We start from the raw sequence: 26,002 nt of genomic DNA, 5'->3' as shown, positions 1-26,002 counted from the left end.
CATCGACAACCCGTTCGGCACGGGGTTGTCACCCATGTCTTAGGTACATTCTGTTACCTATGTCTCCGGGCTGGACAAATGAAACAATGGTGAGCGCGCAGGGATTCGAACCCTGGACCTACTGATTAAAAGTCAGTTGCTCTACCGGCTGAGCTACGCGCTCCCGCGGGCTCAGAATGCCGCCCTCGAAATTGCGCGGAACATAGGGAGAGTGCCTCGACCGGTCAACCGGAAAAGTGGGCGCGTAAGCCGGGCTTTTGCGGTCTCGTGACGCCTCGCAAACCGTTTCGATAAGGTCGGAGTGGCTGTCTCGCACAAAACCGAGACGCATTACAAATCAGCAGCTTGCTTTTTTGGGCGGAACAATTGCGCAACCTGCCCGTTTTTGTCGCTACAAGGGACGACGCTTTCAAGGAGAAGATCATGAACAGGATCATGTCGGGCTTGCTGGCGACCGCGCTGTCAGCGTCATTCGCTTTAGCGGAAATCGTGCCCGTCAATGCCCAGCCCATTTACGTGCCCCTAGGTCAGAACGTCTCGTCGGATGTCCAGACCGTCGACCACCGGCGGTGGAGGCGTAATTTCGACGGCGATCGCGATTTCTCCCGTCGCGATTTCTCCCGTCGCGATTTCCGCCGTGAGTTCCGTCGCGATTTCGCCCGTGACGACGGCAGATATTGGCGCGGCCATCGCGGCTATCGCAGTTGGCGTCGCGGATATCGCCGTCACGGCGACTACTGGTTCCCGCTGGCTGCCTTCGCCACTGGGGCGCTGATCACCGGCGCGATCATCAACAATCAGCCCCGCCGGATCTATCGAGGCGATTCGCACGTGGAGTGGTGCTACAGCCGCTACAGATCTTACCGGGCATATGACAACACGTATCAGCCCTACTACGGCCCCCGCCGGCAGTGCATCTCGCCCTATTGATAACCTTGGGCAGAGTTGAATAAGGGTCGTTGAAGAGCCTGCGCCGGCAACGGCGCAGGCTTTTTGTGCGCGAATCTACAGCGTGCTCAGCGTCCTGCGCACCGCATCGCGCCAGCCGGCGAGCTTTGAGGAACGGACCGAGACATTCATATCCGGCTGAAACCGCCGTTCGAGCGCCCAGCTCTTGGCGAATTCCTTTGTCTTCGGCCAGACGCCGGCCTTCGAGCCGGCCAGCCATGCCGCGCCGAGCGCCGTCGTCTCCAGGATAGTCGGACGGTCGACCGGCGCATCGAGGATGTCGGCCAGCCGCTGCAAGGTCCAGTCCGACGCCACCATCCCGCCATCGACCCTGAGAACGGTCTTCGCTGACGCGCCCTTCCAGTCCTTGCGCATTGCGTCGAGCAGGTCGCGCGTCTGGAACGCAACGGATTCGAGTGCGGCGCGGGCAAATTCGGCCGGGCCCGAATTGCGGGTCAGCCCGAAGATGGCGCCGCGCGCCTCGGCGTCCCAATGCGGCGCGCCGAGCCCGACGAAAGCCGGCACCAGATACACTTCTTGAGTTGGGTCGGCGCTCGCCGCCAGCACGCCGCTCTGCTCGGCCCTGCCGATCACCTTGATGCCGTCGCGCAGCCACTGGACGGCAGCACCTGCAATGAAGATCGACCCTTCCAGCGCATAAGTAGTCTTGCCGTTCAGCCTGTAGGCAATGGTGGTCAACAGCCGGTTCTTCGAGCGCACCAGATCGCTGCCGGTGTTGAGCAGCGCGAAGCAGCCGGTGCCATAGGTGGACTTCATCATGCCCGGCTCGAAACAGGCCTGGCCGATGGTCGCCGCGTGCTGGTCGCCAGCCACACCGAGGATCTTTATCTCTGCGCCGAACAGGCTTTTTTCTGTGATTCCATAGTCGTCGGCGCAATCCTTCACCTGCGGCAGCATTCTTCTCGGAATGCCGAGAATGGCCAGAAGCTCGTCGTCCCAGGCATTCTTTTCGATGTTGTAGACCAGCGTTCGCGAGGCGTTGGTGGCATCCGTGGCGTGAACCTTGCCGCCGGTCAGCCGCCAGATCAGAAAGCTGTCGATGGTGCCAGCCAGCAATTCGCCCTTGTCGGCGCGTTTCCTGGCGCCCTTCACCTTATCCAGCATCCAGGCGATCTTGGTGCCGGAGAAATACGGATCGAGCAGCAGGCCGGTCTTTCTGGTGAACTTCTTCTCCAGTCCCTGCTTCTTCAATTTCTGGCACAGCGGCGCGGTGCGGCGGTCCTGCCAGACAATCGCGTTGTGGATCGGCTTGCCGGTCGCCCTGTCCCAGATGACGACGGTCTCGCGCTGGTTGGTGATGCCGATTGCCGCGACATCCGACGCTTCGCGGCCGGCGCTCTTCAGCGCAGCCTTCACCGTCGCCACGACACTCGACCAGATTTCCTCCGGATCGTGCTCGACCCAGCCGGAGGCCGGATAATGCTGGGTAAATTCCTTCTGCCCGCTGCCCACGACCTTCATCCCACGGTCGAACAGGATCGCCCGGCTCGATGTCGTTCCCTGGTCGATTGCTAGGATAAAACCACTCATTCCAATTCCCTCGGCCCCACTCCCTTGGCGCAAACAGGGGAGACGGCAAGATGCCGCCTCCCCCGATTGTTGCGATGCGGGCGCGAACGCCCGGATCGATGCTCAGTTGCTCCAGCTCTTGACCAGCTCGTCGTAGTTGATGGTCTGCGGCTTGTCCTTCTCCGGCTCGATCTTCAGCTGTGGCGCGAGATTGCCCTTGGCGACGGCATCGGCGTTCCACTCCTCCAGGGTCTTTTCCTCGGCGAGTTTCGGTCCGATATCGCCCTGGATGCCGGCGCGCTCGAGGCGCTCAAGCACGTTTTCCTGCTCGGCGCAGAGCGAGTCCATCGCCTCCTGGGCGGTCTTGGCGCCCGACGAGGCGTCGCCGATCGCCTGCCACCAGAGCTGCGCCAGCTTCGGATAGTCAGGAACGTTGGTGCCCGTCGGGGTCCACTGAACGCGGGCCGGCGACCGGTAGAACTCGATCAGGCCGCCGAGCTTCGGCGCGCGTTCGGTAAAGCTCGGATGCTGGAGCGTCGATTCGCGGATGAAGGTCAGGCCGACATGGCTCTTCTTCACGTCCACGGTCTTCGAGGTGACGAACTGCGCATAGAGCCAGGCGGCCTTGGCGCGGTCGTCCGGGGTCGACTTCATCAGCGTCCAGGAACCGGCGTCCTGATAGCCGAGCTTCATGCCGTCCTTCCAGTAGACGCCATGCGGCGAAGGCGCCATACGCCATTTCGGCGTGCCGTCGTCGCTGAGCACCGGGCCCGGCTTAACCATGTCGGCGGTGAAAGCGGTGTACCAGAAGATCTGCTGGGCGATCGCCCCCTGCGCCGGAACAGGACCGGATTCGGAGAAGGTCATGCCCTGGGCTTCCGGCGGCGCGTAGGCCTTCAGCCACTCCAGGTATTTTTCGATCGAATAGACGGCGGCCGGGCCGTTGGTATCGCCGCCGCGCGTCACGCAGGAGCCGACCGGCTGCGACTTCTCGTTGACCTTGATGCCCCACTCATCGACCGGGCGCCCGTTCGGAATACCCTTGTCGCCATTGCCCGCCATCGACAGCCAGGCGTCGGTGAAGCGCCAGCCGAGCGACGGGTCCTTCTTGCCGTAGTCCATGTGGCCATAGACCTTCTTGCCGTCGATCTCGCGGCCGGTGAAGAAGGCGGCAATGTCCTCATAAGCCGACCAGTTAACGGGAACGCCGAGATCGTAGCCGTACTTCGCCTTGAAGTCGGCCTTGTTCTTCTCGTCATTGAACCAGTCGTAGCGGAACCAGTAGAGGTTGGCGAACTGCTGATCGGGAAGCTGGTAGAGCTTGCCGTCCGGCGCCGTGGTGAACGACTTGCCGATGAAATCGTCGATGTCGATGTTCGGGTTGGTGACATCCTTGCCTTCATTGGCCATCCAATCGGTCAGGCTGCGCGCCTGCTGGTAGCGCCAGTGCGTGCCGATCAGGTCGGAGTCATTGATGTAGGCGTCGTAGATATTTTCGCCCGACTGCATCTGCGTCTGCAGCTTCTCGACGACGTCGCCTTCACCGATCAGATCATGAGTGATCTTGATGCCGGTGATGTCGGTAAACGCCTTGGCCAGCGTCTTGGACTCGTATTCGTGGGTGGTGATGGTTTCCGAGACCACCTTGATGTCCATGCCGGCGAAAGGCTTGGCGGCATCGATGAACCACTGCATCTCTGCTTCCTGGCCCGCCCGGTCGAGCGTCGACATGTCCTTGATCTCGGCATCGAGAAACGCCTTGGCTTCGTCCATTCCGGCATAGGCGTTGCCCGCCCCGAGCAACAGGACAAGCGCAGTCGTTGACGTCAGAAATTGCCTTCGCATGTGTTTCCTCCACTGTTCAGTTTTAAGTTCTATCTGGAGCAGCCGTCGAAACGCGGCCGCTCCAACAGTTTCCCCCTCTATACGTAGCGGAACACGCCGATGGCGTAGACCACGGAGAGAGCGAGAGCCCACCACAGGTTGGGTCCGACAAGACCCAGCCAAGCGAGATGGATAAAGGCGCTGCCAAGCAGCGATAGGAAGAGACGGTCGCCGCGCGTCGTCTCGAAGCGTAAGACGCCGATGCGCGGATTGCCGCCCGGCGAGGCGTATTCCCAGACCGCCATGCCGCAGAGCAGCAGGAAGATGGTGCCGAAGAAGGCGGCGGTCGGCCAGGTCCAGGCCATCCAGGAGAAGTTCATAATCATACCCTCCCCAGGGCAAAGCCCTTCGCGATGTAGTTGCGCACGAACCAGATCACGAGCGCGCCCGGTATGATGGTGAGCACGCCGGCTGCGGCCAGCACGCCCCAGTCGAGGCCCGAGGCCGAAACCGTGCGCGTCATGATCGCCGCGATCGGTTTTGCGGCGGTCGTGGTCAGCGTCCGCGCGATCAGCAGCTCCACCCACGAGAACATGAAGCAGAAGAAGGCCGCGACGCCAACTCCGCTGGCGATCAGGGGCATGAATATCCTGAGGAAGAAGCGCGGAAAGGAATAACCGTCGATATAGGCGGTCTCGTCGATTTCCTTCGGCACGCCCGACATGAAGCCTTCAAGAATCCAGACCGCCAGAGGCACGTTGAACAGGCAGTGCGCGAGCGCCACGGCGATGTGCGTGTCGATCAGCCCGAAAGCCGAATAGAGCTGGAAGAACGGCAGCGCGAACACCGCCGGCGGCGCCATGCGGTTGGTGAGCAGCCAGAAGAACAGGTGCTTGTCCCCGAGAAAGCGGTAGCGCGAGAAGGCATAGGCTGCCGGAAGCGCCACGGCGACCGAAATCACCGTGTTCATAACCACATAGATGATGGAGTTGATGTAGCCCCTGTACCAGGACGGATCATTGAAAATGACCGCGTAGTTGGCAAGCGTCGGGTTTCTCGGCCACAGCGAGAAGGCGCCGAGGATCTCCTGGTTGGTCTTGAAGCTCATATTGACCAGCCAGTAGATCGGCAACATCAGGAAGATGATGTAGATCGTCGGCACCAGCCACCAGAACCGCGACTCCTCGCCCCGCCGCCGCATCTTGCGGGCCAGCGCAGCGTTCGCTGTCTGCGCTTCCGCTGTAGCGGGGGTTTGCCGCATCAGCGTTCGTCCGTCGGCCGTAGTTTCCTCGAGGCGCGCCATCTCACCGCTCCGCGTCGTAAGCTGTCATGACGGTGTAGAACACCCAGGACAGGAGCATGATGATCAAGAAATAGACGATCGACATGGCCGCCGCCTCACCGAGGTTGAACTCCCCGATGGCCAGCTTCACCAGATCGATCGACAGGAAAGTGGTGGTGTTGCCAGGCCCGCCGCCGGTGACGACGAACGGCTCGGTGTAGATCATGAAACTATCCATGAAGCGCAGCAGAACCGCGATCAGCAGCACGCGGTTCATCTTCGGCAGTTGGATATAGCGGAAGATCGCCCAGCGCGACGCTCCGTCGATCTTGGCCGCCTGGTAATAGGCGTCGGGGATCGAGACCAATCCTGCGTAGCAGAGCAGGACGACGAGGCTCGTCCAGTGCCAGACGTCCATGACGATGACGGTGACCCAGGCGTCGAACGGGTCGTTGACATAGTTGTAGTTGAAGCCGAGTACCCGCAGCGAATATCCGAGCAGGCCGATATCGACGCGGCCGAACACTTGCCAGATCGTGCCGACGACGTTCCAAGGAATGAGCAGCGGCAGCGCCATCAGCACCAGGCAGACCGGAACGCCCCAGCCCTTCTTCGGCATGTTGAGCGCAATAAAGATGCCGAGCGGAATCTCGATGATGAGGATGATGGCCGAGAAGGCCAGGTTGCGGGCCATCGCCTCCCAAAAACGATCGGAATGCAGGATTTCCTCGAACCATTCCGAGCCCGCCCAGAAGAACACGTTCTTGCCGAAAGTGTCCTGCACCGAATAATTCACGACCGTCATCAGCGGGATGATCGCCGAGAAAGCCACCAGCAACAGCACCGGCAGCACCATGAACCAGGCTTTGTTGTTCCAGGTCCTTTCCATGGTCAGCCTCCCATCTCGACACGCCAGGAATCGGCGTAGAGATTGATGCCGGCCGGGTCGAAAGCGATCTTCGGATCGGCAGGAATGTCCTCGTCCTCGCCGATGATCGCTGCGATGTCGCGGCCTTCGAAACTGGCACGCACCACCTTATGGCGACCGATATCCTCGACCTTGCGGATTGAAACCGGCATGCCGTTAGCGCCAAGCCTGACATATTCGGGGCGGATGCCGAGTTCGATCGCGCCTGCGATTCCAGCCTTTGGCGCGCCCGGTAATTCGATCGTCTGGCTGCCGAGCCGCGCGCTCCTGCCTTCGACCGCGACCGGCATGACGTTCATGCCTGGCGAGCCGATGAAATAGCCGACGAATGTATGCTTGGGACGCTCGAACAGCTCGGCGGGAGAGCCGATCTGCACGATCTCGCCTTCAAACATGACGACGACGTTCTCGGCGAAGGTGAGCGCCTCGGTCTGGTCGTGCGTGACATAGACCATGGTGAAACCGAAGCGCCTGTGCAGCTGCTTCAGCTGCGAGCGCAGCACCCACTTCATGTGCGGGTCGATGACTGTCAGCGGTTCGTCGAATAGGATCGCGTTGACATCGGAGCGCACTAGGCCGCGTCCGAGCGAGATCTTCTGCTTCTGGTCGGCGGTCAGCCCCCTCGCCTTCCTTTTGGCCATATCCGCCAAGCCCGTCATTTCCAGCGTTTCGCGCACCTTTCGGTCGACGTCGGGTTCCGGAACGCCGCGGTTGCGCAGCGGGAAGGCCAGATTGTCGTAGACGGTCATGGTGTCGTATATGACCGGGAACTGGAACACCTGCGCGATATTGCGCTCCTGCGTCGACAGATTGGTCACGTCCTTGCCGTCGAACAGAAGCTCGCCATGCGACGGGTACAACAGGCCGGAAATGATGTTGAGCAGCGTGGTCTTGCCGCAGCCCGACGGTCCGAGCAGCGCATAGGCGCCGCCGTCCTCGAACGCGTGATGCACCTCCTTCAGCGCATAGTCCTTGTCCGACTTCGGATGCGGCCCGTAGGCGTGGCGGATGTGATTGCAGTCGATGCGCGCCATGTGCCCTCCTCCCTCAAGCCGCCAGCATCTGTGGCGGCGCGGCCGAGCGGCCGTTCGCGTCGAAAACCATGATGTGCCGCGGATCGATGAACACCTCGATGGTCTGGTCCGGCTCGAACACCAGGATGCCGTGCTCCAGCATCACCCAGCGGACATCGGCGAAGTCGAGATGCACAAAGCTTTCCGAACCGGTGATCTCGGTGACCGAGACCTTGGCTCTCACCGGAACCGCCGACGGACTCGGCCGGGCAAGAGAGAGATGGTGGGGCTGGAAGCCGATCGTGTAACTCGTATCGGCAATACCGGCGAGTTCAGCCGGCACCGGGAGGTTCACCCCACCATCAAGAAGGAAGCTCGAACCGCTCTTCTTCAGCACGATCGTGTTGAGCGGCGGATCGGCGAATGTCTTGGCCGTGACGAGGTCGTTCGGCCTGCGGAAGACGTCGATCGTCGGGCCGAACTGGGTGATGCGGCCTTCGGAAAGCGTCGCCGTGTTGCCACCGAGCAGCAAGGCTTCGTGCGGCTCCGTCGTGGCGTAGACGAAGATGGTGCCGGTCGCGGCGAATATCTTCGGCAATTCCGCGCGCAACTCCTCGCGCAGCTTGTAGTCGAGGTTGGCGAGCGGCTCGTCGAGCAGCACCAGGCTGGCGTTCTTGACGATCGCACGCGCCAGCGCGGTGCGCTGCTGCTGGCCGCCGGAGAGGCTGAGCGGCGTGCGGTCGAGGAAGGGCGTCAGCTTGAGAAGGGCTGCGGCATTGCGCACCTCCTTGTCGATCTTTGTCCGCTCGGTCCCGGCCACCCTCAGCGGCGAGGCGATGTTCTCGTAAACGGTCATCGCCGGATAGTTGATGAACTGCTGGTAGACCATGGCGACGTTGCGCTTCTGCACCGGGATGCCAGTGACATCCTTGCCATCGAACCAGACCGAACCGGATGTCGGCACATCAAGGCCGGCCATCAGCCGCATCAGGCTGGTCTTGCCGGAGAGCGTCGGTCCGAGAAGGACGTTGAGCGAGCCGTGCTGAAGCGTCAGCGACACGTCGCGTATATGCTCCGTCGCGCCGACCGTCTTCGTCACGTTTCTCAGTTCCAGCATGATGCCTCCTCCCAGGCTTTCTGCATGACTATTCGGCAGCCGCGACATGGCGCCGGCTTATCCCGCGCATGAATTCGTCGAGCGCTGCCGTCTGCTCGCGGCTCAGATGCAGGCCGCGCTTGGTCCTGCGCCACAATACATCTTCGGCCGTCATCGCCCATTCATTTTGAACGAGATAGCGGACCTCGGCCTCGTAGAGATCGGCGCCAAAGTTGCGCCCAAGGTCGGCATTCGACCTGGCGAGGCCCAGCAGCATTCTTACGCGAGTCCCGTAGAGGCGGGTCAGGCGGCGCGCCAGACGAGCGTCGAGGAACGGATAGGCCGCTTTCAATTTCGCCACTTCGGTGTCGAATCCGCTCGCCGGGAAATCGCCGCCCGGAAGCGGCGCGTTTACCGTCCACGGCTTGCCGCGCTTGCCGAGAAACCCCTCGATTTTCTCGAGCATCGATTCCGACAGCCGGCGATAGGTGGTGATCTTGCCGCCGAAAGTGTTGATGATCGGCGCCGTGCCCTCGCCGCCGTCGGTCTTCAGTACATAATCGCGGGTCGCTTCCTGCGCCTTCGAGGCGCCGTCGTCATAAAGCGGGCGCACAGCGGAATAGGTCCAGACGATGTCCGATCGCTTGACCGGTTTCGCGAAATATTCGCTCGCCGCAGCACAGAGATAATCGATCTCGGCATCGCTGATCTTCACGTCATGCGGGTCGCCAGAATAGTCCTGGTCGGTGGTGCCGATCAGCGTGAACTCTTCCTCGTAAGGGATGGCAAAGATGATGCGGCCATCCTTGTTCTGGAAGAAATAGGCGCGCGGATCGTCGAACTTCTTGCCGATGACGATATGGCTACCCTGTACCAGCCGGACATTGTGCACATCGTTCAAGCCGACCGTAGCCGACAGCACGTGGTCGACCCATGGACCGGCAGCGTTGACCAAAAGCCGCGCCTTGACCTCCTCGGTGTCCCCAGTCTGCGTGTTCTCCAGCTTGACCGCCCAAAGCTCGCCTTCACGGCGTGCGCTGATGACTTTCGTGCGGGTTCGAATCGTTGCGCCGCGATCGGCGGCATCGCGGGCGTTCAGGGTTACCAGCCGCGCATCGTTGACCCAGCCGTCGGAATATTCGAAGGCCTTTCGAAACAAGGGCTTCAGCGGCTTGCCGGCTGGGTCCTTTGCCATGTCCAGCGTCTTTGTCGCCGGCAGCAATTTGCGCCCGCCAATGTGGTCGTAAAGGAAAAGGCCGAGCCTGATCAGCCAGGCCGGACGCAGGCCCTTAGCATAAGGCAGCACGAAGCGCATCGGCCAGATGATGTGCGGCGCGTTCTTCCAGAGAATCTCGCGCTCCATCAGCGCTTCGCGCACCAGGCGGAACTCGTAGAACTCGAGATAGCGCAAGCCACCATGGATCAGTTTGGTCGAGCCGGAGGAGGTTCCGCTGGCCAGATCGTCCATTTCGGCGAGGAAGACTGAGAAGCCGCGCCCAACCGCATCGCGGGCGATGCCGCAGCCGTTGATACCGCCACCGATGACGAAGATGTCATGGGTCGGGGGTGCGTCCACAATAGTCCTCCCGGATTTCGCATTGCAGCATTTTTAGGTTTTTACGAAACCGTAGCGGGATTATTTCGAAATGGGAACGAATGTCAAACGAAATATAAACAGCCGCAGTTGCCGCAACGGCAACCCTCTAGGAGAGCGATGTTTCGATCAGTTGAACCTCTGCTTCCTGGCAGATCTTGCGCACCGAAAGGATGTCACAACGGTCGGTGATGAAGGTGTTGACCTGCGACAGATGGCCGATGCGGACCGGCGCCGTACGCTCGAATTTTGTCTGGTCAGAAACGAGGATGACATGCCGAGCATTGGCGATGATCGCCTGCGCCACCTTCACTTCACGAAAATCGAAATCGAGCAACGCACCGTCATGGTCGATCGCCGAGGCGCCGATCACCGCGTAGTCGACCTTGAACTGCCTGATGAAATCGACCGCCGCCTCGCCGACCACGCCGCCATCGGAACCGCGCACGACGCCGCCGGCAATCACCACCTCGATCGAAGGATATATACGCATCCTATTGGCAACATTGATGTTATTGGTGATAACCATCAAGCCGGTATGATCGAGGAGCGCCTTGCTGACCGATTCCGTCGTGGTGCCGATATTGATGAACAGCGATGCATTGTCCGGGATCAGCCTGGCTGCTGCGCGACCGATCGCCTCCTTCTCCTCGGCGGCGATCTTGCGCCTCGCTTCATACTCCATGTTCTCGATGCCGGACGGAAACAGCGCCCCGCCATGGATACGGGAAAGCAGCCGCTGGTCGCACAAATCGTTAAGGTCCTTGCGGATGGTCTGCGGCGTCACGTTGAAATGCGTCGCCAGATCGTCGACCAGCACACGGCCATTGTCCTTGGCCATCTGGATGATTTCGGAATGACGCGGCGACAGATACATTGGGGCCCTCCCGTTTTCGTTTTTCTTGTCTATAGCGGAAAACGAAAGTGATGAAAAGGCATAAGCCGGTTAGCGAAATTACATGTGTCCAAAGACAAACCTCGACGCAACTTTGCCGATCAATCTCAGGCCAGCCCGCGCGCGATTTCGGTGATGACCTCGAAAGCGGTGTCGACATCCGCCGCCGTCGTCTCGAACTGACCGACCTGAAAGCGGATCGCGACCTGCCCATCCACACGTGTCTGCGTCAGGTAGATGCGGCCATCGTCGTTGATCGCGTTGACCAGCCGCAGATTGTGCTCGTCCGAATCGACACCGGCCGCGGCCAGATGCCGGAACGAAAACAGCGACAGCATCGGTTCCGTGACGATCTCGAAATCCGGTTCCCGGGCCAGCCGCTCGGCCAAGCCTTCGCTCCAGGCGATATGGCTGCGGATCATGGTCCGCAGATTTTCCAGTCCGTGGGCGCGCAGCAGGAACCACAGTTTCAGTGCGCGAAAGCGCCGCCCGAGCGGCACCGACCATTCGGAATAGTTGACGATGCCGTCGCGCCCGTGTGTTTTCAAGTAATCCGGCTTGATGGCGAGCGTCCGCACCAGGTCTTCCGGCCGGCGGATGAACTGCATCGAGCAGTCGAACTGCGCGCCCAGCCATTTATGCGGGTTGAAGACGATGGAATCCGCCTGCTCCACGCCCGCCCAGAAATGCCGGTATTCCGGACAGATCATCGCCGAACCGGCCCAGGCGGCGTCGACATGCAGATAGAGCCCGTACCGCTTTGCCACAGCGGCGACGCCGGCGATATCATCGGTGCCGCCGGTGCTGGTGCCGCCGACACATGCGATGATGCCGGCCGGCAGCATGCCGGCATGCCGGTCGGCGACGATCGCCGCTTCGAGGGCTGTGACATCCATGGCGCGAAGGCGGCCGGCAACCGGAATACGCACGAGATTGTCCTCTCCAATGCCCGAGACCCAGATCGCCCGGTCGATGGAAGTATGGACCTGGTCGGAAGAATAGATGCGCAGTATCGGCTGGCCTTGCAGGCCCTTCTTGTTGCCCTGCCAGTCGAGCGCGCGCTCGCGCATGGTCAGAACGGCGGCAAGCGTCGCCGACGATGCCGAATCCTGCATGACGCCGGAAAACCCTTCCGGCAGGCCAAGCGCCTGACGCATCCAGTCGACGACGCGCGTCTCAAGTTCGGTCGCTGCCGGCGAGGTCTGCCAGAGCATGCATTGCGCGGCCATCACCGAGACCAGATATTCGGCCACCACCGAGACCGGTGCCGCGTTGGCCGGGAAATAGGCGAAGAAGCGGGGATGCTGCCAATGCGTCATGCCCGGCAGGATTTTTTGCTCGAAATCGGCGAAGATTGCCTGCATCGTTTCGCCTTCTTCCGGCGGCGTGACATCGATGCTTCTAGAGATTTCGCCCGGTTCGACAAGCGGCCGCACCGGCCTTTCGCGAAGTGTGCTCCTGTAGTCGGCACCCCATTCGGCCGCGTACAGCGACCATTCCCTGAATTCGTCGCTATTCATTATTCCTCTCCGTCGCATCGAGCCCAGCAATCAAAGAGCACGAACAACGGAGGCTTTCATTCGGGAAAATCAGGCAGGCTCGCAAAAGCGGTCTTCAGCGCGTTTGACCAGCCGTCCGAGATGGTGCGGTAGTATTGATCGTCCTGGGCTATCCGCTTCTTCAGGCTGACTTTGAAGGCATCCTTTTCGTAGAACAGCAGGTCGAGCGGCAGACCAACCGACAGGTTCGATTTCAGCGTCGAGTCGAACGACACCAGCAGCAGTTTCACCGTCTCGGCGAAACTCATCGTCTTTTCGTAGGCGCGGATGATGATCGGCTTGCCGTATTTGGTCTCGCCGATCTGGAAAAAAGGTGTGTCGTCGGTCGATTCGATGAAATTGCCTTCCGGATAGATCATGAACAGCCGCGGCGCGCTGCCCTTGATCTGGCCGCCGAGGATAAAGGAGGCATTGAAATAGGAATCCGCCTTTTCGCCCGCTGGTGACGAACTGGCAATGACTTCCTTGACGGTGTCGCCGACCATCCGCACCGTCTGGTACATAGACGGCGTTTCAAGCAGCGTCGCGTGGCGATCGGCCACCGCCTTGGTGCGTTCGTCGAGCAAACTGACGACGGCCTGCGTCGTCGCCAGATTGCCGGCCGACATCAGCACAATGACGCGCTCGCCCGGTTCTTCCCAGACATGCATCTTCTTGAAGGTCGAGATCGAATCCATGCCGGCATTGGTGCGCGTGTCCGACATGAACACGAGCCCGCGATCGATCTTCAGGCCGACGCAATAGGTCATCGAATCTCTTTGGCAGCAAATCTTGCCGGGGATTACTGCTCCACGGTGACGGTGACCGCAAGCTGTTCTTCCGCTTGTCCCAGCCGAATCCCTGATACGGGCGTGGCGTCGCGGTAATCACGGCCGGTCGCCACCTTTACATAGCGTTCGTCGGGCGAAATACCGTTGGCGACGTCGAACGCGACCCAACCGAGGCCCCCAACATGCGCCTCGGCCCATGCATGGCTTGCCGCCTGCTCGATCGTCGCATCCATCATCAAATAGCCGCTGACGTAGCGGGCCGGAAACCCCATAGCGCGCGCGGCAGCGGCAAAGATGTGGCTGTGATCTTGGCAGACGCCGGTTTTGAGCGCCAGCGCTTCCTCGGCCGGGGTCGCCGCGCTGGTGGTGCCCGGCGTATAGGCGATGCGCTCGCCGATCACGGCCATCAGCCGATGCAATCTTTCAATATCGGTCCCCTCGCCAACCGATGCCGCGAGTTCGCGAACGCCGATGCCGATGGTCGTCAAGGGCGTCTCATCACAAAACAGCCAGAGCGGCGCGAAACCCTGATGTGGGCCGGAGACGCCTGATGTGTCGCGTGTCACCACCTCGCCTGATGCCTCGACAGTGATGAAATCGCGCTCGCCTTCGACGCTTAACAGCCGCGTGTCGTTGCCGAAATGGTCCGTGAAACGCACTTCCTCGCGTGCCCCTTCGATCTTCAGTGCCCAGGACAAAACGGTCTGCGTCGATCCGCTGACCGGAAGCAGCCGCAGCCGCTGCAACAGATAGTGCACCGGCGTATCGTATCGGTATTCGGTCCGGTGGGTGATCTTCAGCCGCATTGCTCTCGTCCCCTGAACATGATCTTTTCCGGAAACCGGCTTTCACGTTCCGGGATCATACTCAATAAAACCTGTAGTCCTGCGCGATCTCGTCGCCGAGCCTGGTGTTGTCGCGAATGAAATTGGCCAGGAATTCATGCAGGCCGGCGTCGAATATGTCCTTGATCGAGCCGGCCGCCAGCATCGCCTGGGTCTTGCCGGCTGTCACATGACAGGCATGGCGCTCGCCATAATCGTCGCCCAGGAATCGGAGATGCTCCGTCAGGAAACGATAGCAGAAGGTCAGCGAGCGCGGCATGCGAACGTTGAGGATCAGATAGTCGGCAATGTTGCTCGGCTTGTAGTCGGCCTCGTAGACCCAGCGATAGGAGCGGTGCGCCGACACCGAACGCAGGATCGATTCCCACTGGTAATTGTCGAGCGTCGAGCCGACCCACGAGATCGACGGCAACAGCACGTAGTATTTCACGTCCAGGATGCGTGCCGTGTTGTCGGCGCGTTCGACATAGGTGCCGAGCTGCGAGAAATCGAAGATCTCGTTGCGCAGCATAGTGCCGTAGAACGAACCGCGGATCAGCGCCGTTTCGCGCTTGATCGCGTCGAGCACGCTGGGCAGATCGCGTTCGTCGATCGGCTTGGCCAGCATGCGCTTCAGCGACATCCAGGCCTCGTTGATGCTTTCCCAGGTTTCGCGCGTCAGGGCGGTGCGCACCATACGGGCGTTGTTGCGGGCCGTCTCGATCGACGCCATGGTGCTCGACGGGTTCGATGTGTCGCGCAGCAGAAAATCCGCGACGTTGGCGGCGGTATAGTCGGGATATTTCTGCGTGAAGGCAGCGTCCGAACCGGCGCTGAGCAGCACCGAATTCCACTCCTCAGAAGCGTTCTGGGTACGGGTCAGCGCCATGCGCAGCCCGGCATCGACCAGCCGTGCCATGTTTTCTGCCCGCTCTATGTAGCGGTTCATCCAGTAGAGCCCGTTGGCGGTGCGGCCTAAAAGCATCAAAAAACCTTCAAATGAAAATTAATCATCCAGCACCCACGTATCCTTGGTGCCGCCGCCCTGCGAGGAGTTGACCACCAGCGAGCCTTCCTTCAGCGCCACGCGCGTCAGCCCGCCCGGCACGATCTGGATGCGATCGGATACCAGCACGTAGGGCCTGAGATCGACATGGCGCGGCGCCAGCCCTTTATCGGTCAGGATCGGACAGGTCGACAGCGCCAGTGTCGGCTGGGCGATGTAGTTCGATGGCTTCGCCGCGAGTTTCTTGGAAAAATCCTCGCATTCCTTCTTGGTCGCCGCCGGCCCGACCAGCATGCCGTAGCCGCCGGACCCGTGCACCTCCTTCACCACCAGCTCGTCGATATGTTCGAGCACGTATTTCAGGCTGTCCGGCTCCGAGCAGCGCCAGGTCGGGATGTTACCGAGGATCGCCTTGCGGCCGGTGTAGAATTCGACGATCTCGGGCATATAGGAATAGATCGCCTTGTCGTCGGCAATGCCGGTTCCCGGCGCATTGGCGATGGTGATGTTGCCGGCGCGGTAGACATCCATGATGCCCGGCACGCCAAGTGCCGAGTCCGGACGGAAGGTCAGCGGATCGAGGAAAGAATCGTCCACCCTTCGATAAAGCACGTCGATCTGCTTGTAGCCTTCGGTCGTGCGCATAGCGACGTGGCCATCGACGACGCGCAGATCCTGCCCCTCGACAAGCTGCACGCCCATCTGGTCGGCAAGGAACGCATGTTCGAAATAGGCGGAGTTGAAGCTGCCCGGCGTCAGCACGGCGATGGTCGGCGCGCCCTTGGTGCTTTGCGGCCGCACCGCCGCCAGCGACTGGCGCAAGAGCTGCGGATAGTTTTCCACCGGCCGCACCTTGATCTGCTGGAACAGCTCGGGAAAGAGCTGCATCATCGTCTCGCGGTTCTCCAGCATGTAGGAAACGCCGGACGGCGTGCGCGCATTGTCCTCCAGCACGTAGAACTCGTTCTCGCTGATGCGCACGATATCGACGCCGATGATATGGGTGTAGACGCCCGCCGGCGGCCGCACTCCGATCATCTCCGGCAGGAATGCCTCGTTCTTGGCGATCAATTCCCTAGGGACGCGCCCGGCGCGCAAGATCTCCTGGCGGTGGTAGATATCGTCGAGGAACGCGTTCAGCGCCTGGACGCGCTGCTCGATGCCTTGCGTCAGCCGTCGCCATTCGTTGCCGGAAATGATGCGCGGAACGATATCGAAGGGAATCAGGCGTTCGGAGGCTTCCTGCTCGCCATAGACGGCAAAGGTGATACCGGTCTTGCGAAAGACGCGTTCGGCGTCCTGCATCTTTTCAGTAAGCCTGGCCGGATCCTGCTCCTTCAGCCAGCGATCGTAAGCCGAATACGGTTTTCTCAATCCGGAGATTTCCGGAAGCATTTCGTCGAACGCTGCCAATCGCATACTCCCCTGTGAGGCCATTTCACTGGCGTCACCGCAGAAAATCAAGCGCAATCGGTGATTTGGAGGATGCCGGCGATCAGTATGTCGCGACCTGCCTAAAATTAGGGCAGCGCCGATATAGCTGGGTCAGGCTTTGCCTCGTGCCCGGGCAGGCGGCCGGCGCCGCTCAGAACGCGCGGAAGGTGACGACCGTAAACGTGTCCTTGATGCCGGGAAGAATCTGCACCTTCTCGTTGACGAAGTGGCCGATGTCTTCCTCGTCATCGACATAGAATTTGGCAAGCAGATCGTAGTTGCCGGCTGTCGAGTAGATTTCCGAAGCGATCTCTGCATCGGCCAATGCGCCGGCAACGTCATAGGCCCTGCCCAGATCGCACTTTATCTGCACGAAAAATGCCTTCATTGCCTGGTCCTGCTCAAGCTTGCACGCATACGCGGCCCTTGTGGCAGACTGCCGCCCGGCTTTCAAGCATCAGGACGGCGCTCAGGCAGAACCCGCCCTTAAGGAAGCTTAAGTGCAGCCAAACGGCGAATGTTCGCGGGCGCTGATACCGTTGCCAAGCGTATGCGATGTCTGCGCATCCGCTTCGCTGAGCATCTGAGCGCTCGGTCACATCGCTGGAATATCGCCGCTCGCCCAGCTCTCGGAAATTTCCGCCGCCCGCGCCTCGAAGGCGGCGGCCTCAATGGCGGCACGAATGTCCTGCATCAGCCTCTGGTAGTAGGAGAGATTGTTCCAGGTCAGAAGCATCGCGCCCAGCGCCTCTTGCGAGCGGACCAGATGGTGCAGATAGGCGCGTGAATAATCTCTGGCCGCCGGGCAGTCGCTCTCCTCGTCCAGCGGGCGCGGATCGTCGGCATGGCGGGCGTTGCGCAGATTGACCTTGCCGCGCCGTGTATAGGCGAGGCCATGGCGACCGGCGCGCGTCGGCATCACGCAGTCGAACATATCGATGCCGCGCGCCACCGATTTCAATATGTCGTCAGGCGTGCCGACACCCATCAGATAGCGCGGCCTGTCCGCCGGCAGCTCCGGGCAGGTGATGTCGAGCATTTCGAGCATCACCGCTTGCGGCTCGCCGACCGCCAGCCCGCCGATCGCGTAGCCCTTGAGGTCCATCGCTTTCAGCGCCTGCGCCGAGCGCAGCCGCAGAGCCGGTATGTCGCCGCCCTGAACGATGCCGAACATCGCCTTGCCCTGCTGGTCGCCGAACGCGGTCTTGCAACGCTCGGCCCAGCGCAGCGACAGCTCCATCGCCCGCTCGATCTCCTTCTCCATGGCCGGCAGCGCGGTGCATTCATCGAGTTGCATTTGGATGTCGGAATCGAGCAGCCCTTGGATTTCGATCGAGCGCTCGGGCGACATCTCATAGGCGGCGCCATCGATATGTGAGCGAAAGGTGACGCCCTTTTCGGTCAGTTTCCTCAGCTTTGACAACGACATTACCTGGAAGCCGCCGCTGTCGGTCAGGATCGGGTGCGGCCAGCGGGCGAATTCATGCAGACCGCCAAGCCGCGCCACACGTTCGGCGCCGGGCCGCAGCATCAGATGGTAGGTATTGCCCAGGATGATGTCCGAGCCGACGCCGCGCACCTGATCCATATACATGGTCTTGACCGTGCCGCCGGTGCCGACCGGCATGAAGGCCGGCGTGCGGATTTCTCCGCGCGGCATGGTGATCGCGCCGCGCCGCGCCTTGCCATCGGTCGCCAGCACCTTGAAGGTGAACGCCTTAGTCATTGAATTCCTTGTTCTATACCAGGCGCGCGTCCATCGTTCTCCTCCTTGAACAGCAGACTTGCATCTCCGTAGGAGTAGAACCTGTAGCGGTTCTCGATGGCATGCGCATAGGCCGCACGCATTGTTTCCAGACCGCAAAACGCCGAAACCAGCATGAACAGCGTCGAGCGCGGCAGATGGAAATTGGTCATCAGCATGTCGGCGGCTTTGAAACGGTACCCCGGCGTGATGAAGATATCGGTCGGACCCGACCATCCGGCCAATGTGCCGTCCTCCCGCGAAGCGCTTTCCAGCAGGCGCAGCGACGTCGTACCGACGGCGATGATGCGCCCGCCACGCGCCTTCGCCGCGTTCAGCGCTTCGGCGGTTTCCGGGCCGACCGAACCGATCTCGGCATGCATCTTGTGGTCGGCGGTGTCGTCGACTTTCACCGGCAGGAACGTGCCGGCGCCGACATGCAAGGTGACGAAGCGCCGTTCGATGCCTTTGGCATCGAGTGCGGCGAAAAGCTCGGGCGTGAAATGCAGGCCGGCCGTAGGTGCCGCCACAGCCCCCTCCTCCCTGGCATAGATGGTCTGGTAGTCACTGCGGTCGCGTTCGTCGTCGTCGCGCTTCGAAGCGATGTAAGGCGGCAGCGGAATGTGGCCGACGGCGTGCAGCGCCTCGTCGAGAAACGGACCTGACAGATCAAAGCCGAGCAAAGCCTCGCCGGCCTCGCCCTTCTCGATCACCGTGGCATCGAGCTGGCCGAGAAAGCAGGAATTGGCGTCATGGCCGAAATGGACGCGGTCACCGGCGGCGATGCGCTTGCCCGGCCGCATGAAAGCCAGCCAGCGATCGCGAGCCACCCGCATGTGCAGCGTGGCTTCGACTTGCGCCGCCGCTTCGCCGCGCCGCCTGATGCCTTTCAACTGTGCCGGAATGACCTTGGTGTCGTTGAAGACCAGCACGTCTCCGGCCTCGAGCAGGGACGGCAGCTCGCGAACCGTCCGGTCCTCGAGCCCCTCACCCGGCCTGACAACCAGCATTTTGGCGCTGTCGCGCGGGTCGGCCGGTCGAAGCGCAATGCGCTCCTCCGGCAGATCAAAGTCGAAAAGGTCGACGCGCAAGGAAATCCCGCCTCAAGGTTCCGGGCAGGTCACCGCCCAGGCGCCAACACCGTCGATGCTCAGCGTGCCGCCCATTGCGAAATTGGACTGTTCGCTGGCCTTGATCAGTCGCAATTTGGCGACGATCGAGTTGATGCCCTCATCGGTGAGATCGATCGCCATGTGCTGGTCGTCCTCGAATGCCTGTCCGACGATGACTTTCGTCGAGCCCGGCTGACCGTCGGTGGTCCAGTTCCTGCCGCCGGCATCAAGCCATACACGCGCAACCGCGATGACGGCAGTGTGCCCCATCAGGACGTCGATCGATGCCGAGTCGCCTTCAGCGCTGCAAACGATCGATTCCGTCGCCAGCGCCGGAGTGGCCGCCGCGACAAGCATCAGAGTGATCGCCGCGACAGCCCGGTAGGTCATTTCACGTCGGCCGCGACCTTCAGCGACACGATCTTGTCGGGATCCGGCACCGGCTCGCCGCGCTTGATCTTGTCGACATTGTCCATGCCTTCGATAACCTGGCCCCAGACCGTGTATTGGCGGTTAAGGAAGGCGGCGTCGTCGAAGCAGATGAAGAACTGCGAGTTGGCCGAGTTCGGGTTCTGCGAGCGCGCCATCGAGCAAGTGCCGCGGCCGTGATTGGCGTTCGAGAACTCCGCCTTCAGGTCGGGCTTGTCGGAGCCGCCCGTGCCGGCGCGCGCCGGTGCGAAAGAGGGCTTGGCGGAATTGCCGAATTTCACGTCGCCGGTCTGCGCCATGAACCCCTCGATGACGCGATGGAACACCACGCCGTCATAAGCGCCTTCGCGCGCCAGTTCCTTGATGCGGCCGACATGGCCAGGCGCCAGATCGGGAAACAGTTCGATGACGACCTTGCCCTTGGTCGTTTCCATGATGAGCGCGTTCTCGCGGTCCTTGATCTCGGCCATGTCAGAATATCCTTTGAAACAAATGGGTTTACTTGCCGTCGGCGGCGATGCGCACCTTGATCATGCGATCGGGATCGGCGACAACCCCGTTCTGCGCCGCGTCGCCTTTCCTAATCTGATCCACCAACTCCATGCCTTTCTCGACATTACCGACGATGGTGTACTGGCCATCGAGCGGCGGCGCCGGCGCAAACATGATGAAGAACTGCGAATTGGCGGAATCCGGGTCCTGCGAGCGCGCCATCCCGACGACGCCGCGTTCGTAGCGCTCGGTCTTCGAGAATTCGGCCGGCAAATCGGGAAGATCGGAACCACCGGTGCCGACAGCGTCGGCGCTGAAGCCGTTCTTCATGTTGCCGAACTTCACGTCGCCGGTCTGCGCCATGAAGCCGTCGATGACACGGTGGAAAGCGACGTTGTCGTAAGCGCCCTGCCGCACCAGCTTTTTGATCTGCTCGACATGCTTCGGCGCGAGATCAGGCCTGAGCGCGATGGTCACGTCGCCGCCCTTCAGCGTAATGATCATGGTGTTTTCCGGATCGGCGGCGAACGCCGAAACGGATGCGGTCAGAAGACCGAAAACAACGGCAAAGCAGATGGCGAGCCTTTTGAGCTGCATGGATCTTTCTCCGAAAACCTTTGTTTCACGCATGTCGTTGCCCCAAAACCGGGTTTCACTTTTGGGCGACATGCGTCATTTCGCGAATTTGGCGGTGAGCGCGCCGGCCACGGCCGCCGGCACGAAGGGGCGGATGTCGCCTCCCATCGAGGCTATCTGGCGGACAAGTGTGGCGGTAATGGTTCGCACCGAAGGGCTGGCGGGCAGAAAAACCGTCTGCAGTTCCGGGGCCATGGTCTCGTTCATGCCGGCCATCTGCATCTCGTAGTCGAGATCGGTGCCGTCGCGCAGGCCACGGATCATGATCGAGGCGCCCTGCTTCCTGGCCGCGTCGATAACCAGCCCGTCGAAGGCGACGACCTTGATGCGGGCGCCGTCGCGGCCAAATTCGGCCTTCGTCGCTGCTTCGATGAGGCCGACCCGTTCCTCGAAGGAAAACAGCGGCTTCTTGCCGGGATGGATGCCGATCGCCGCATAGACAGTGTCCGCCACGGCCAGCGACGCCTTCAGCACGTCGAGATGGCCGTTGGTCGGCGGGTCGAAGGAGCCGGCATAGAGGGCGATGCGTTCGGTCATGGCAGGTGCTTCTAGCGAGCCTCTCTCGCAAAGGCAAATCCGATCAGCGAGCCGCCAATGCCAAAACAGGACTTCAAAGCGCATCGGCTGAGCCACGTTAATCGCGATGCGCTTTTGGTGAACCTTTTTGGCCGAGATGAACGACCAATGGAATGGGCCGATCACGAACGCTTCACGCAGCGTTCATTAGATTGCAGCTTCAGAAGATGAAACCAAAATCCCATTCAGTCGTTGCTGGGAGGTAGGAGAACACGCACATGCTGATCTACATGCTCGCCACTGCAATGACCGTCGCCATGCTGATCGCCACCGTATTCGGGCTGCATCAGGAAGCAGAGCGCGTCCGCGCCAAGTCCAATGCCAAGCGGTTTGAAGGCTTCGGTATCCGCAAGCCTTATCGCCACTTCTGAGCCGGCCGCTATCTGTTGACGGCGCCGGCCCATCGGGCCGGCATTGCCAATCAAGCCTACTCGGCGTTATTCTCCGGGCCAACGCCTCCACTACCGGTATCCAGAGTTGCGTCGCCCTCGACACTCTCTTCGGCTTCTTCGTCCGATTGCGGTTCCGATATCCGCTCCACCGAAACGACCTTCTCGCCGTCAGCCGTGTTGAAGATGGTCACGCCCTTGGTGGCGCGGCTGGCGAAACGAATGCCGTTGACCGGCACTCGGATAACGGTGCCGCCATCCGAGACAAGCATGATCTGGTCGTCATTGCCGACCGGGAAAGTCGCCACCAGACGGCCGATCTCAGCCACTTTCGACACGTCGGTGGCGCGGATGCCCTTGCCGCCGCGCCCTGTGAGGCGGAAATCATAGGAAGACGAACGCTTGCCGTAGCCATATTCCGTCACCGTCAGCACGAACTGCTCGTGTGCCTTGAGGAATTCGTAGCGCTCGTCGGAAAGCTCCGTCTCCTCGCCGACCTCCTCATTGGTCAGTTGGATGTCTTCGTCCTCGCCCACCGCAATGCCGGCGGCGAGCCGCCGTTCGGCCGCCACGCGCTTGAGATAAGCGGCGCGTTCGGCCGGCGGCGCATCGACATGTTCGATCACCGCCATCGAGATCACCCGGTCGGTGGCAGCCATGGCGATGCCGCGCACGCCGACCGAATTGCGGCTCTGGAAGACGCGCACGTCGCTGACCGAAAAGCGGATGCACTGGCCGGAGCTTGCGGTCAGAAGCACGTCGTCATTATCGGTGCAGGTCTCGACGCCGAGGATCTCGTCGCCCTCCTCTTCCAGCTTCATGGCGATCTTGCCGTTGCGGTTGACCTGGACGAAGTCCGACAGCTTGTTGCGGCGCACCGTGCCGCGCGTCGTCGCAAACATCACGTCGAGCTCGCCCCAATTGGTCTCGTCCTCAGGCAGAGGCATGATGGTGGTGATGCGTTCGCCTTGCTCAAGCGGCAGCATGTTGATCAGCGCCTTGCCGCGCGACTGCGGATTGCCGATCGGCAGGCGCCAGACCTTTTCCTTGTAGACGATGCCACGCGAGGAGAAGAACAGCACCGGCGTGTGCGTGTTGGCAACGAACAGCCGGGTGACGAAATCCTCTTCCTTGGTCGACATACCGGAGCGGCCCTTGCCGCCGCGGCGCTGCGCCCGGTAGAGCGATAGCGGCACGCGCTTGATGTAGCCGGAATGGCTGACCGTCACGACCATGTCCTCGCGCTGGATCAGGTCCTCGTCTTCCATGTCGGCCCCGCCCTCGGAGAGTTCGGTGCGGCGCGGCGTGCCGAACTCGTCGCGCACGGCGGCAAGCTCGTCCTTGACGATCTGCTGAATGCGGGCCCGCGACGACAGGATGTCCAGGTAATCCTTGATCTCGTCGCCGATCGTGTTCAACTCGTCGGCGATCTCGTCGCGGCCGAGCGCAGTCAGCCGCTGCAGGCGCAGTTCGAGGATGGCGCGGGCCTGTTCCTCGGACAGATTGTAGGTGCCGTCCTCATTGATGCGGTGGCGCGGATCGTCGATCAGCAGGATCAGCGATTCGACGTCGCCCGAGGGCCAGCGCCGCTCCATCAACTGCTCGCGCGCCGTCTGCGGGTCCGGCGCGCTGCGGATCAGCTTGATGACCTCGTCGATGTTGGCGACGGCAATGGCAAGGCCAACCAGCACATGGGCGCGGTCGCGCGCCTTGCGCAGTAGGAACTTCGTGCGCCGGCTGATCACGTCCTCGCGGAAGGCGACGAACGCCTTCAGCATGTCGGTCAGCGTCAGCAATTCCGGCTTGCCGCCGTTCAGCGCCACCATATTGGCGCCGAACGACGTCTGCAGCGGCGTGAAACGGTAGAGCTGGTTGAGGATGACGTCGGCGACCGCGTCGCGCTTCAGTTCGATGACGACGCGGTAACCCTGGCGGTCGCTCTCGTCGCGGATGTCGGAAATGCCGTCGATGCGCTTGTCGCGCACCAGCTCCGCCATCTTCTCGATCATCGATGACTTGTTCACCTGGTAGGGAACCTCGGTGATGACGATCGATTCACGGTCGTTGCCGCGCGCCTCGACGTTGACGCGGCCGCGCATGACGATGGAACCGCGGCCGGTCGAATAGGCGCTGTAGATGCCGGAGCGACCGAGCACGATGCCGCCGGTCGGAAAATCCGGCCCCGGAATGATCTCCATCAGCGCCGGCAGATCGATCGCCGGATTGTCGATGAGGGCAATGGCGCCGTTGCAGACTTCGCCCAGATTGTGCGGCGGGATGTTGGTGGCCATGCCGACGGCGATGCCGCCGGAGCCGTTGACCAACAGGTTCGGAAAGCGCGCCGGCAGGACTTTCGGTTCGCTGCCGGACGCATCATAAGTGTCCTGGAAATCGACGGTGTCCTTGTCGATGTCTTCCAGCAGCTCATGCGCGACCTTGGTCAGGCGCGATTCGGTGTAACGCATCGCCGCTGGCGGATCACCGTCGATCGAGCCGAAATTGCCCTGCCCGTCAATCAGCGGCACGCGCAGCGACCAATCCTGCGCCATGCGCACCAAGGCGTCGTAGATCGAGGCGTCGCCATGGGGATGGTATTTACCCATCACGTCGGCGACCGGGCGCGCCGACTTCACATATTTGCGGTTCCAGTGGTAGCCGCTCTCATGCGCGGCATAGAGGATGCGGCGATGCACCGGCTTCAGCCCATCGCGCACGTCGGGCAGCGCACGGCTGACGATCACGCTCATTGCGTAATCGAGATAGGAGCGCTGCATCTCCTCGATGATGGATATCGGCTCGATGCCGGTGGGGCCGCCGTCGGCGCCGCGCGGTGTCTTCTGGTCGGTCAAATCAGGTCACAATCTAATCGGGAATCACTCGGTGCTTATATAGGAAGCCGGGTCGAAACTCCAACGTCCGCGGCAGTTTTCCAGTGTCGATTTTTGTGGTGATATCAAAAGGATATCACTGATTGCGACGATATGGCCGAGGCGCTTTTCATGGCCGCCGGGCAAAGCTCATTGTCAGGCAATTTGCTTCACAAAGCCGGAACGGCAGATGTGTCCGGCGCTTTATCGCCTCGCTGCCGGAGCCGATAGGCGCCGGGCGTCTCCCCCATCACGCGCCGGAAACGGCGGTTGAAGGTCGACAAATCGTTGAACCCTGCCTCGAAGGCTATCGTCGAGATCGCCTCGTCCGACATGCGAAGTCGCACCGCCGCCCTGTGCAGCCGGGTTTTCAGCAGGAACTGGTAGGGCGTCATGCCCGCGACGTGTCGGAACGTGCGCAGGAAATGATACGGGCTGGTCGCCGTCTCGCTTGCAAGCGAAGCAAGCGAGACGGGCCGATCGGCATCCAGCTCAATGCGCCGTACCGCCTCCGCGACACGTTTCTCGTCGCGGCGGCTCGGCACACGGGCAGCGGGCGTGACGCCAGAGGCGACGGCGGCGCCGGCAATCCGCAGAGCGAGTTCCTCGAATGCCTCGATATCGGCCATCTCGCGCGCGGCTTCCGCCTCGGCCAGCAGCGGCGCCAGCGCCGGCAACGGCGGCAGCCGCGGCGTCTCGAAGGCCAGCGTCTTGGCGCCCGGCGTTTCGGCGACGATCTGTTCCATGTAGGCCGGCCCGAAATGGAAGGAGAGGCAACGGTCGCCGGCGCCATGCTCGTGCCCACACTCGTAGCATGTGCCAGGGTTGCCGAGCAGGAGCGCGCCAGGCGTCAGCATCGCCGTGCCCTGGCGTGCGCGGTAGCGGAAGGTGCCGTTGGTCACCATGGCGACGCAGAAGTTGCGATGCTCTTCCTCGAACGGGCGTTCAGCGACGCCGGCAGTGCAGACCACGTCCGACACCTGCCAGCCTTTTCCGGACGCCAGTGTATGCACGCTCGTCGTCATGGCCGAAACATAGCAATTTTTCCCAAGCG

25 protein-coding genes and 1 tRNA gene are annotated in these 26,002 nt (G+C 61.6%); 2 read left to right on the top strand and 24 right to left on the bottom strand.

What is annotated here, in order from left to right; translation table 11 throughout:
• Positions 1–87: 87 nt before the first annotated feature.
• Positions 88–163, bottom strand: a tRNA-Lys gene (locus AC0L25_RS08275).
• A 260-nt stretch (positions 164–423) separates the two neighbouring features.
• Here AC0L25_RS08275 and AC0L25_RS08270 point away from each other — a divergent pair.
• Positions 424–930 carry a BA14K family protein gene (locus AC0L25_RS08270; RefSeq protein WP_473595037.1) on the top strand — a complete coding sequence of 169 codons (507 nt, stop codon included), beginning with the start codon at positions 424–426 and terminating at the stop codon, positions 928–930.
• A 75-nt stretch (positions 931–1,005) separates the two neighbouring features.
• Here the strand turns inward: AC0L25_RS08270 and glpK are convergent, their stop codons facing one another.
• The 21 genes from glpK to coaD form a co-directional block, all read right to left on the bottom strand.
• A complete protein-coding gene (glpK, locus tag AC0L25_RS08265) occupies positions 1,006–2,499 on the bottom strand; it encodes a glycerol kinase GlpK (protein WP_473595036.1) in 1,494 nt (497 codons plus the stop codon).
• 102 nt (positions 2,500–2,601) lie between these two features.
• Positions 2,602–4,323, bottom strand: a complete 1,722-nt coding sequence (locus AC0L25_RS08260; RefSeq protein ID WP_473595035.1) for an ABC transporter substrate-binding protein — start codon at positions 4,321–4,323, stop codon at positions 2,602–2,604.
• Positions 4,324–4,400: 77 nt separating this feature from the next.
• On the bottom strand, positions 4,401–4,682 hold the full coding sequence (locus AC0L25_RS08255) for a DUF2160 domain-containing protein (RefSeq protein ID WP_473595034.1): 282 nt from the start codon (positions 4,680–4,682) through the stop codon (positions 4,401–4,403).
• A gap of 2 nt (positions 4,683–4,684) precedes the next feature.
• Positions 4,685–5,503: a carbohydrate ABC transporter permease gene (locus AC0L25_RS08250; protein ID WP_473595041.1), complete on the bottom strand. Its 819-nt coding sequence runs from the start codon at positions 5,501–5,503 to the stop codon at positions 4,685–4,687.
• Positions 5,504–5,606: 103 nt separating this feature from the next.
• Positions 5,607–6,473, bottom strand: coding sequence for a carbohydrate ABC transporter permease (locus AC0L25_RS08245; protein WP_473595033.1), 867 nt, complete (start codon positions 6,471–6,473; stop codon positions 5,607–5,609).
• Between the two features lie 2 nt (positions 6,474–6,475).
• Positions 6,476–7,546, bottom strand: a complete 1,071-nt coding sequence (locus AC0L25_RS08240; RefSeq protein ID WP_473595032.1) for an ABC transporter ATP-binding protein — start codon at positions 7,544–7,546, stop codon at positions 6,476–6,478.
• Between the two features lie 13 nt (positions 7,547–7,559).
• The gene (locus tag AC0L25_RS08235; RefSeq protein ID WP_473595031.1) at positions 7,560–8,642 is read right to left on the bottom strand and encodes an ABC transporter ATP-binding protein; all 1,083 of its coding nucleotides are present in this window, start codon (positions 8,640–8,642) and stop codon (positions 7,560–7,562) included.
• Positions 8,643–8,670: 28 nt separating this feature from the next.
• Positions 8,671–10,197: a glycerol-3-phosphate dehydrogenase gene (glpD, locus tag AC0L25_RS08230; protein ID WP_473595030.1), complete on the bottom strand. Its 1,527-nt coding sequence runs from the start codon at positions 10,195–10,197 to the stop codon at positions 8,671–8,673.
• A gap of 127 nt (positions 10,198–10,324) precedes the next feature.
• The gene (locus tag AC0L25_RS08225) at positions 10,325–11,092 is read right to left on the bottom strand and encodes a DeoR/GlpR family DNA-binding transcription regulator (RefSeq protein WP_473595029.1); all 768 of its coding nucleotides are present in this window, start codon (positions 11,090–11,092) and stop codon (positions 10,325–10,327) included.
• Between the two features lie 125 nt (positions 11,093–11,217).
• Positions 11,218–12,630 carry a pyridoxal phosphate-dependent decarboxylase family protein gene (locus tag AC0L25_RS08220; RefSeq protein WP_473595028.1) on the bottom strand — a complete coding sequence of 471 codons (1,413 nt, stop codon included), beginning with the start codon at positions 12,628–12,630 and terminating at the stop codon, positions 11,218–11,220.
• A 56-nt stretch (positions 12,631–12,686) separates the two neighbouring features.
• Positions 12,687–13,418, bottom strand: a complete 732-nt coding sequence (locus AC0L25_RS08215) for a proteasome-type protease (RefSeq protein ID WP_065009553.1) — start codon at positions 13,416–13,418, stop codon at positions 12,687–12,689.
• A 32-nt stretch (positions 13,419–13,450) separates the two neighbouring features.
• Entirely contained in the window at positions 13,451–14,245 is a 795-nt protein-coding gene (locus AC0L25_RS08210; protein WP_473595027.1) for a transglutaminase family protein, read from the bottom strand.
• Between the two features lie 61 nt (positions 14,246–14,306).
• On the bottom strand, positions 14,307–15,248 hold the full coding sequence (locus AC0L25_RS08205) for an alpha-E domain-containing protein (protein WP_473595026.1): 942 nt from the start codon (positions 15,246–15,248) through the stop codon (positions 14,307–14,309).
• Between the two features lie 21 nt (positions 15,249–15,269).
• Positions 15,270–16,682, bottom strand: a complete 1,413-nt coding sequence (locus AC0L25_RS08200) for a circularly permuted type 2 ATP-grasp protein (protein WP_473595025.1) — start codon at positions 16,680–16,682, stop codon at positions 15,270–15,272.
• Positions 16,683–16,854: 172 nt separating this feature from the next.
• Positions 16,855–17,091, bottom strand: a complete 237-nt coding sequence (locus AC0L25_RS08195) for an Lrp/AsnC family transcriptional regulator (RefSeq protein WP_029352863.1) — start codon at positions 17,089–17,091, stop codon at positions 16,855–16,857.
• A gap of 207 nt (positions 17,092–17,298) precedes the next feature.
• Positions 17,299–18,429, bottom strand: a complete 1,131-nt coding sequence (gene tgt, locus AC0L25_RS08190; protein WP_473595024.1) for a tRNA guanosine(34) transglycosylase Tgt — start codon at positions 18,427–18,429, stop codon at positions 17,299–17,301.
• On the bottom strand, positions 18,426–19,538 hold the full coding sequence (gene queA / locus AC0L25_RS08185) for a tRNA preQ1(34) S-adenosylmethionine ribosyltransferase-isomerase QueA (protein WP_473595023.1): 1,113 nt from the start codon (positions 19,536–19,538) through the stop codon (positions 18,426–18,428). Before queA ends, tgt begins: the two co-directional genes overlap by 4 nt.
• Before the next feature lie 12 nt (positions 19,539–19,550).
• Positions 19,551–19,949, bottom strand: coding sequence for a hypothetical protein (locus AC0L25_RS08180; RefSeq protein WP_473595022.1), 399 nt, complete (start codon positions 19,947–19,949; stop codon positions 19,551–19,553).
• Positions 19,946–20,458, bottom strand: coding sequence for a peptidylprolyl isomerase (locus AC0L25_RS08175; protein ID WP_473595021.1), 513 nt, complete (start codon positions 20,456–20,458; stop codon positions 19,946–19,948). The genes AC0L25_RS08180 and AC0L25_RS08175 overlap by 4 nt, the downstream gene beginning before the upstream one ends.
• Positions 20,459–20,486: 28 nt before the next feature.
• Complete coding sequence (locus AC0L25_RS08170) at positions 20,487–21,077, bottom strand: peptidylprolyl isomerase (RefSeq protein WP_473595020.1); 591 nt, start codon at positions 21,075–21,077, stop codon at positions 20,487–20,489.
• 75 nt (positions 21,078–21,152) lie between these two features.
• Positions 21,153–21,653: a pantetheine-phosphate adenylyltransferase gene (coaD, locus tag AC0L25_RS08165; protein WP_027151950.1), complete on the bottom strand. Its 501-nt coding sequence runs from the start codon at positions 21,651–21,653 to the stop codon at positions 21,153–21,155.
• Between the two features lie 257 nt (positions 21,654–21,910).
• On the opposite strand from coaD, the gene AC0L25_RS08160 reads away from it, so the two are divergent.
• Complete coding sequence (locus AC0L25_RS08160) at positions 21,911–22,063, top strand: hypothetical protein (protein ID WP_352955378.1); 153 nt, start codon at positions 21,911–21,913, stop codon at positions 22,061–22,063.
• A gap of 56 nt (positions 22,064–22,119) precedes the next feature.
• On the opposite strand, the gene gyrA is transcribed toward AC0L25_RS08160, so the two are convergent.
• Entirely contained in the window at positions 22,120–24,930 is a 2,811-nt protein-coding gene (gene gyrA / locus AC0L25_RS08155) for a DNA gyrase subunit A (protein ID WP_473595019.1), read from the bottom strand.
• A gap of 188 nt (positions 24,931–25,118) precedes the next feature.
• Positions 25,119–25,973 carry a helix-turn-helix transcriptional regulator gene (locus tag AC0L25_RS08150; protein ID WP_473595018.1) on the bottom strand — a complete coding sequence of 285 codons (855 nt, stop codon included), beginning with the start codon at positions 25,971–25,973 and terminating at the stop codon, positions 25,119–25,121.
• Between the last annotated feature and the right edge of the window lie 29 nt (positions 25,974–26,002).

The organism is Mesorhizobium sp. WSM4813, from assembly GCF_055811555.1.
This window is presented reverse-complemented; position numbering and strand designations above follow the sequence as displayed.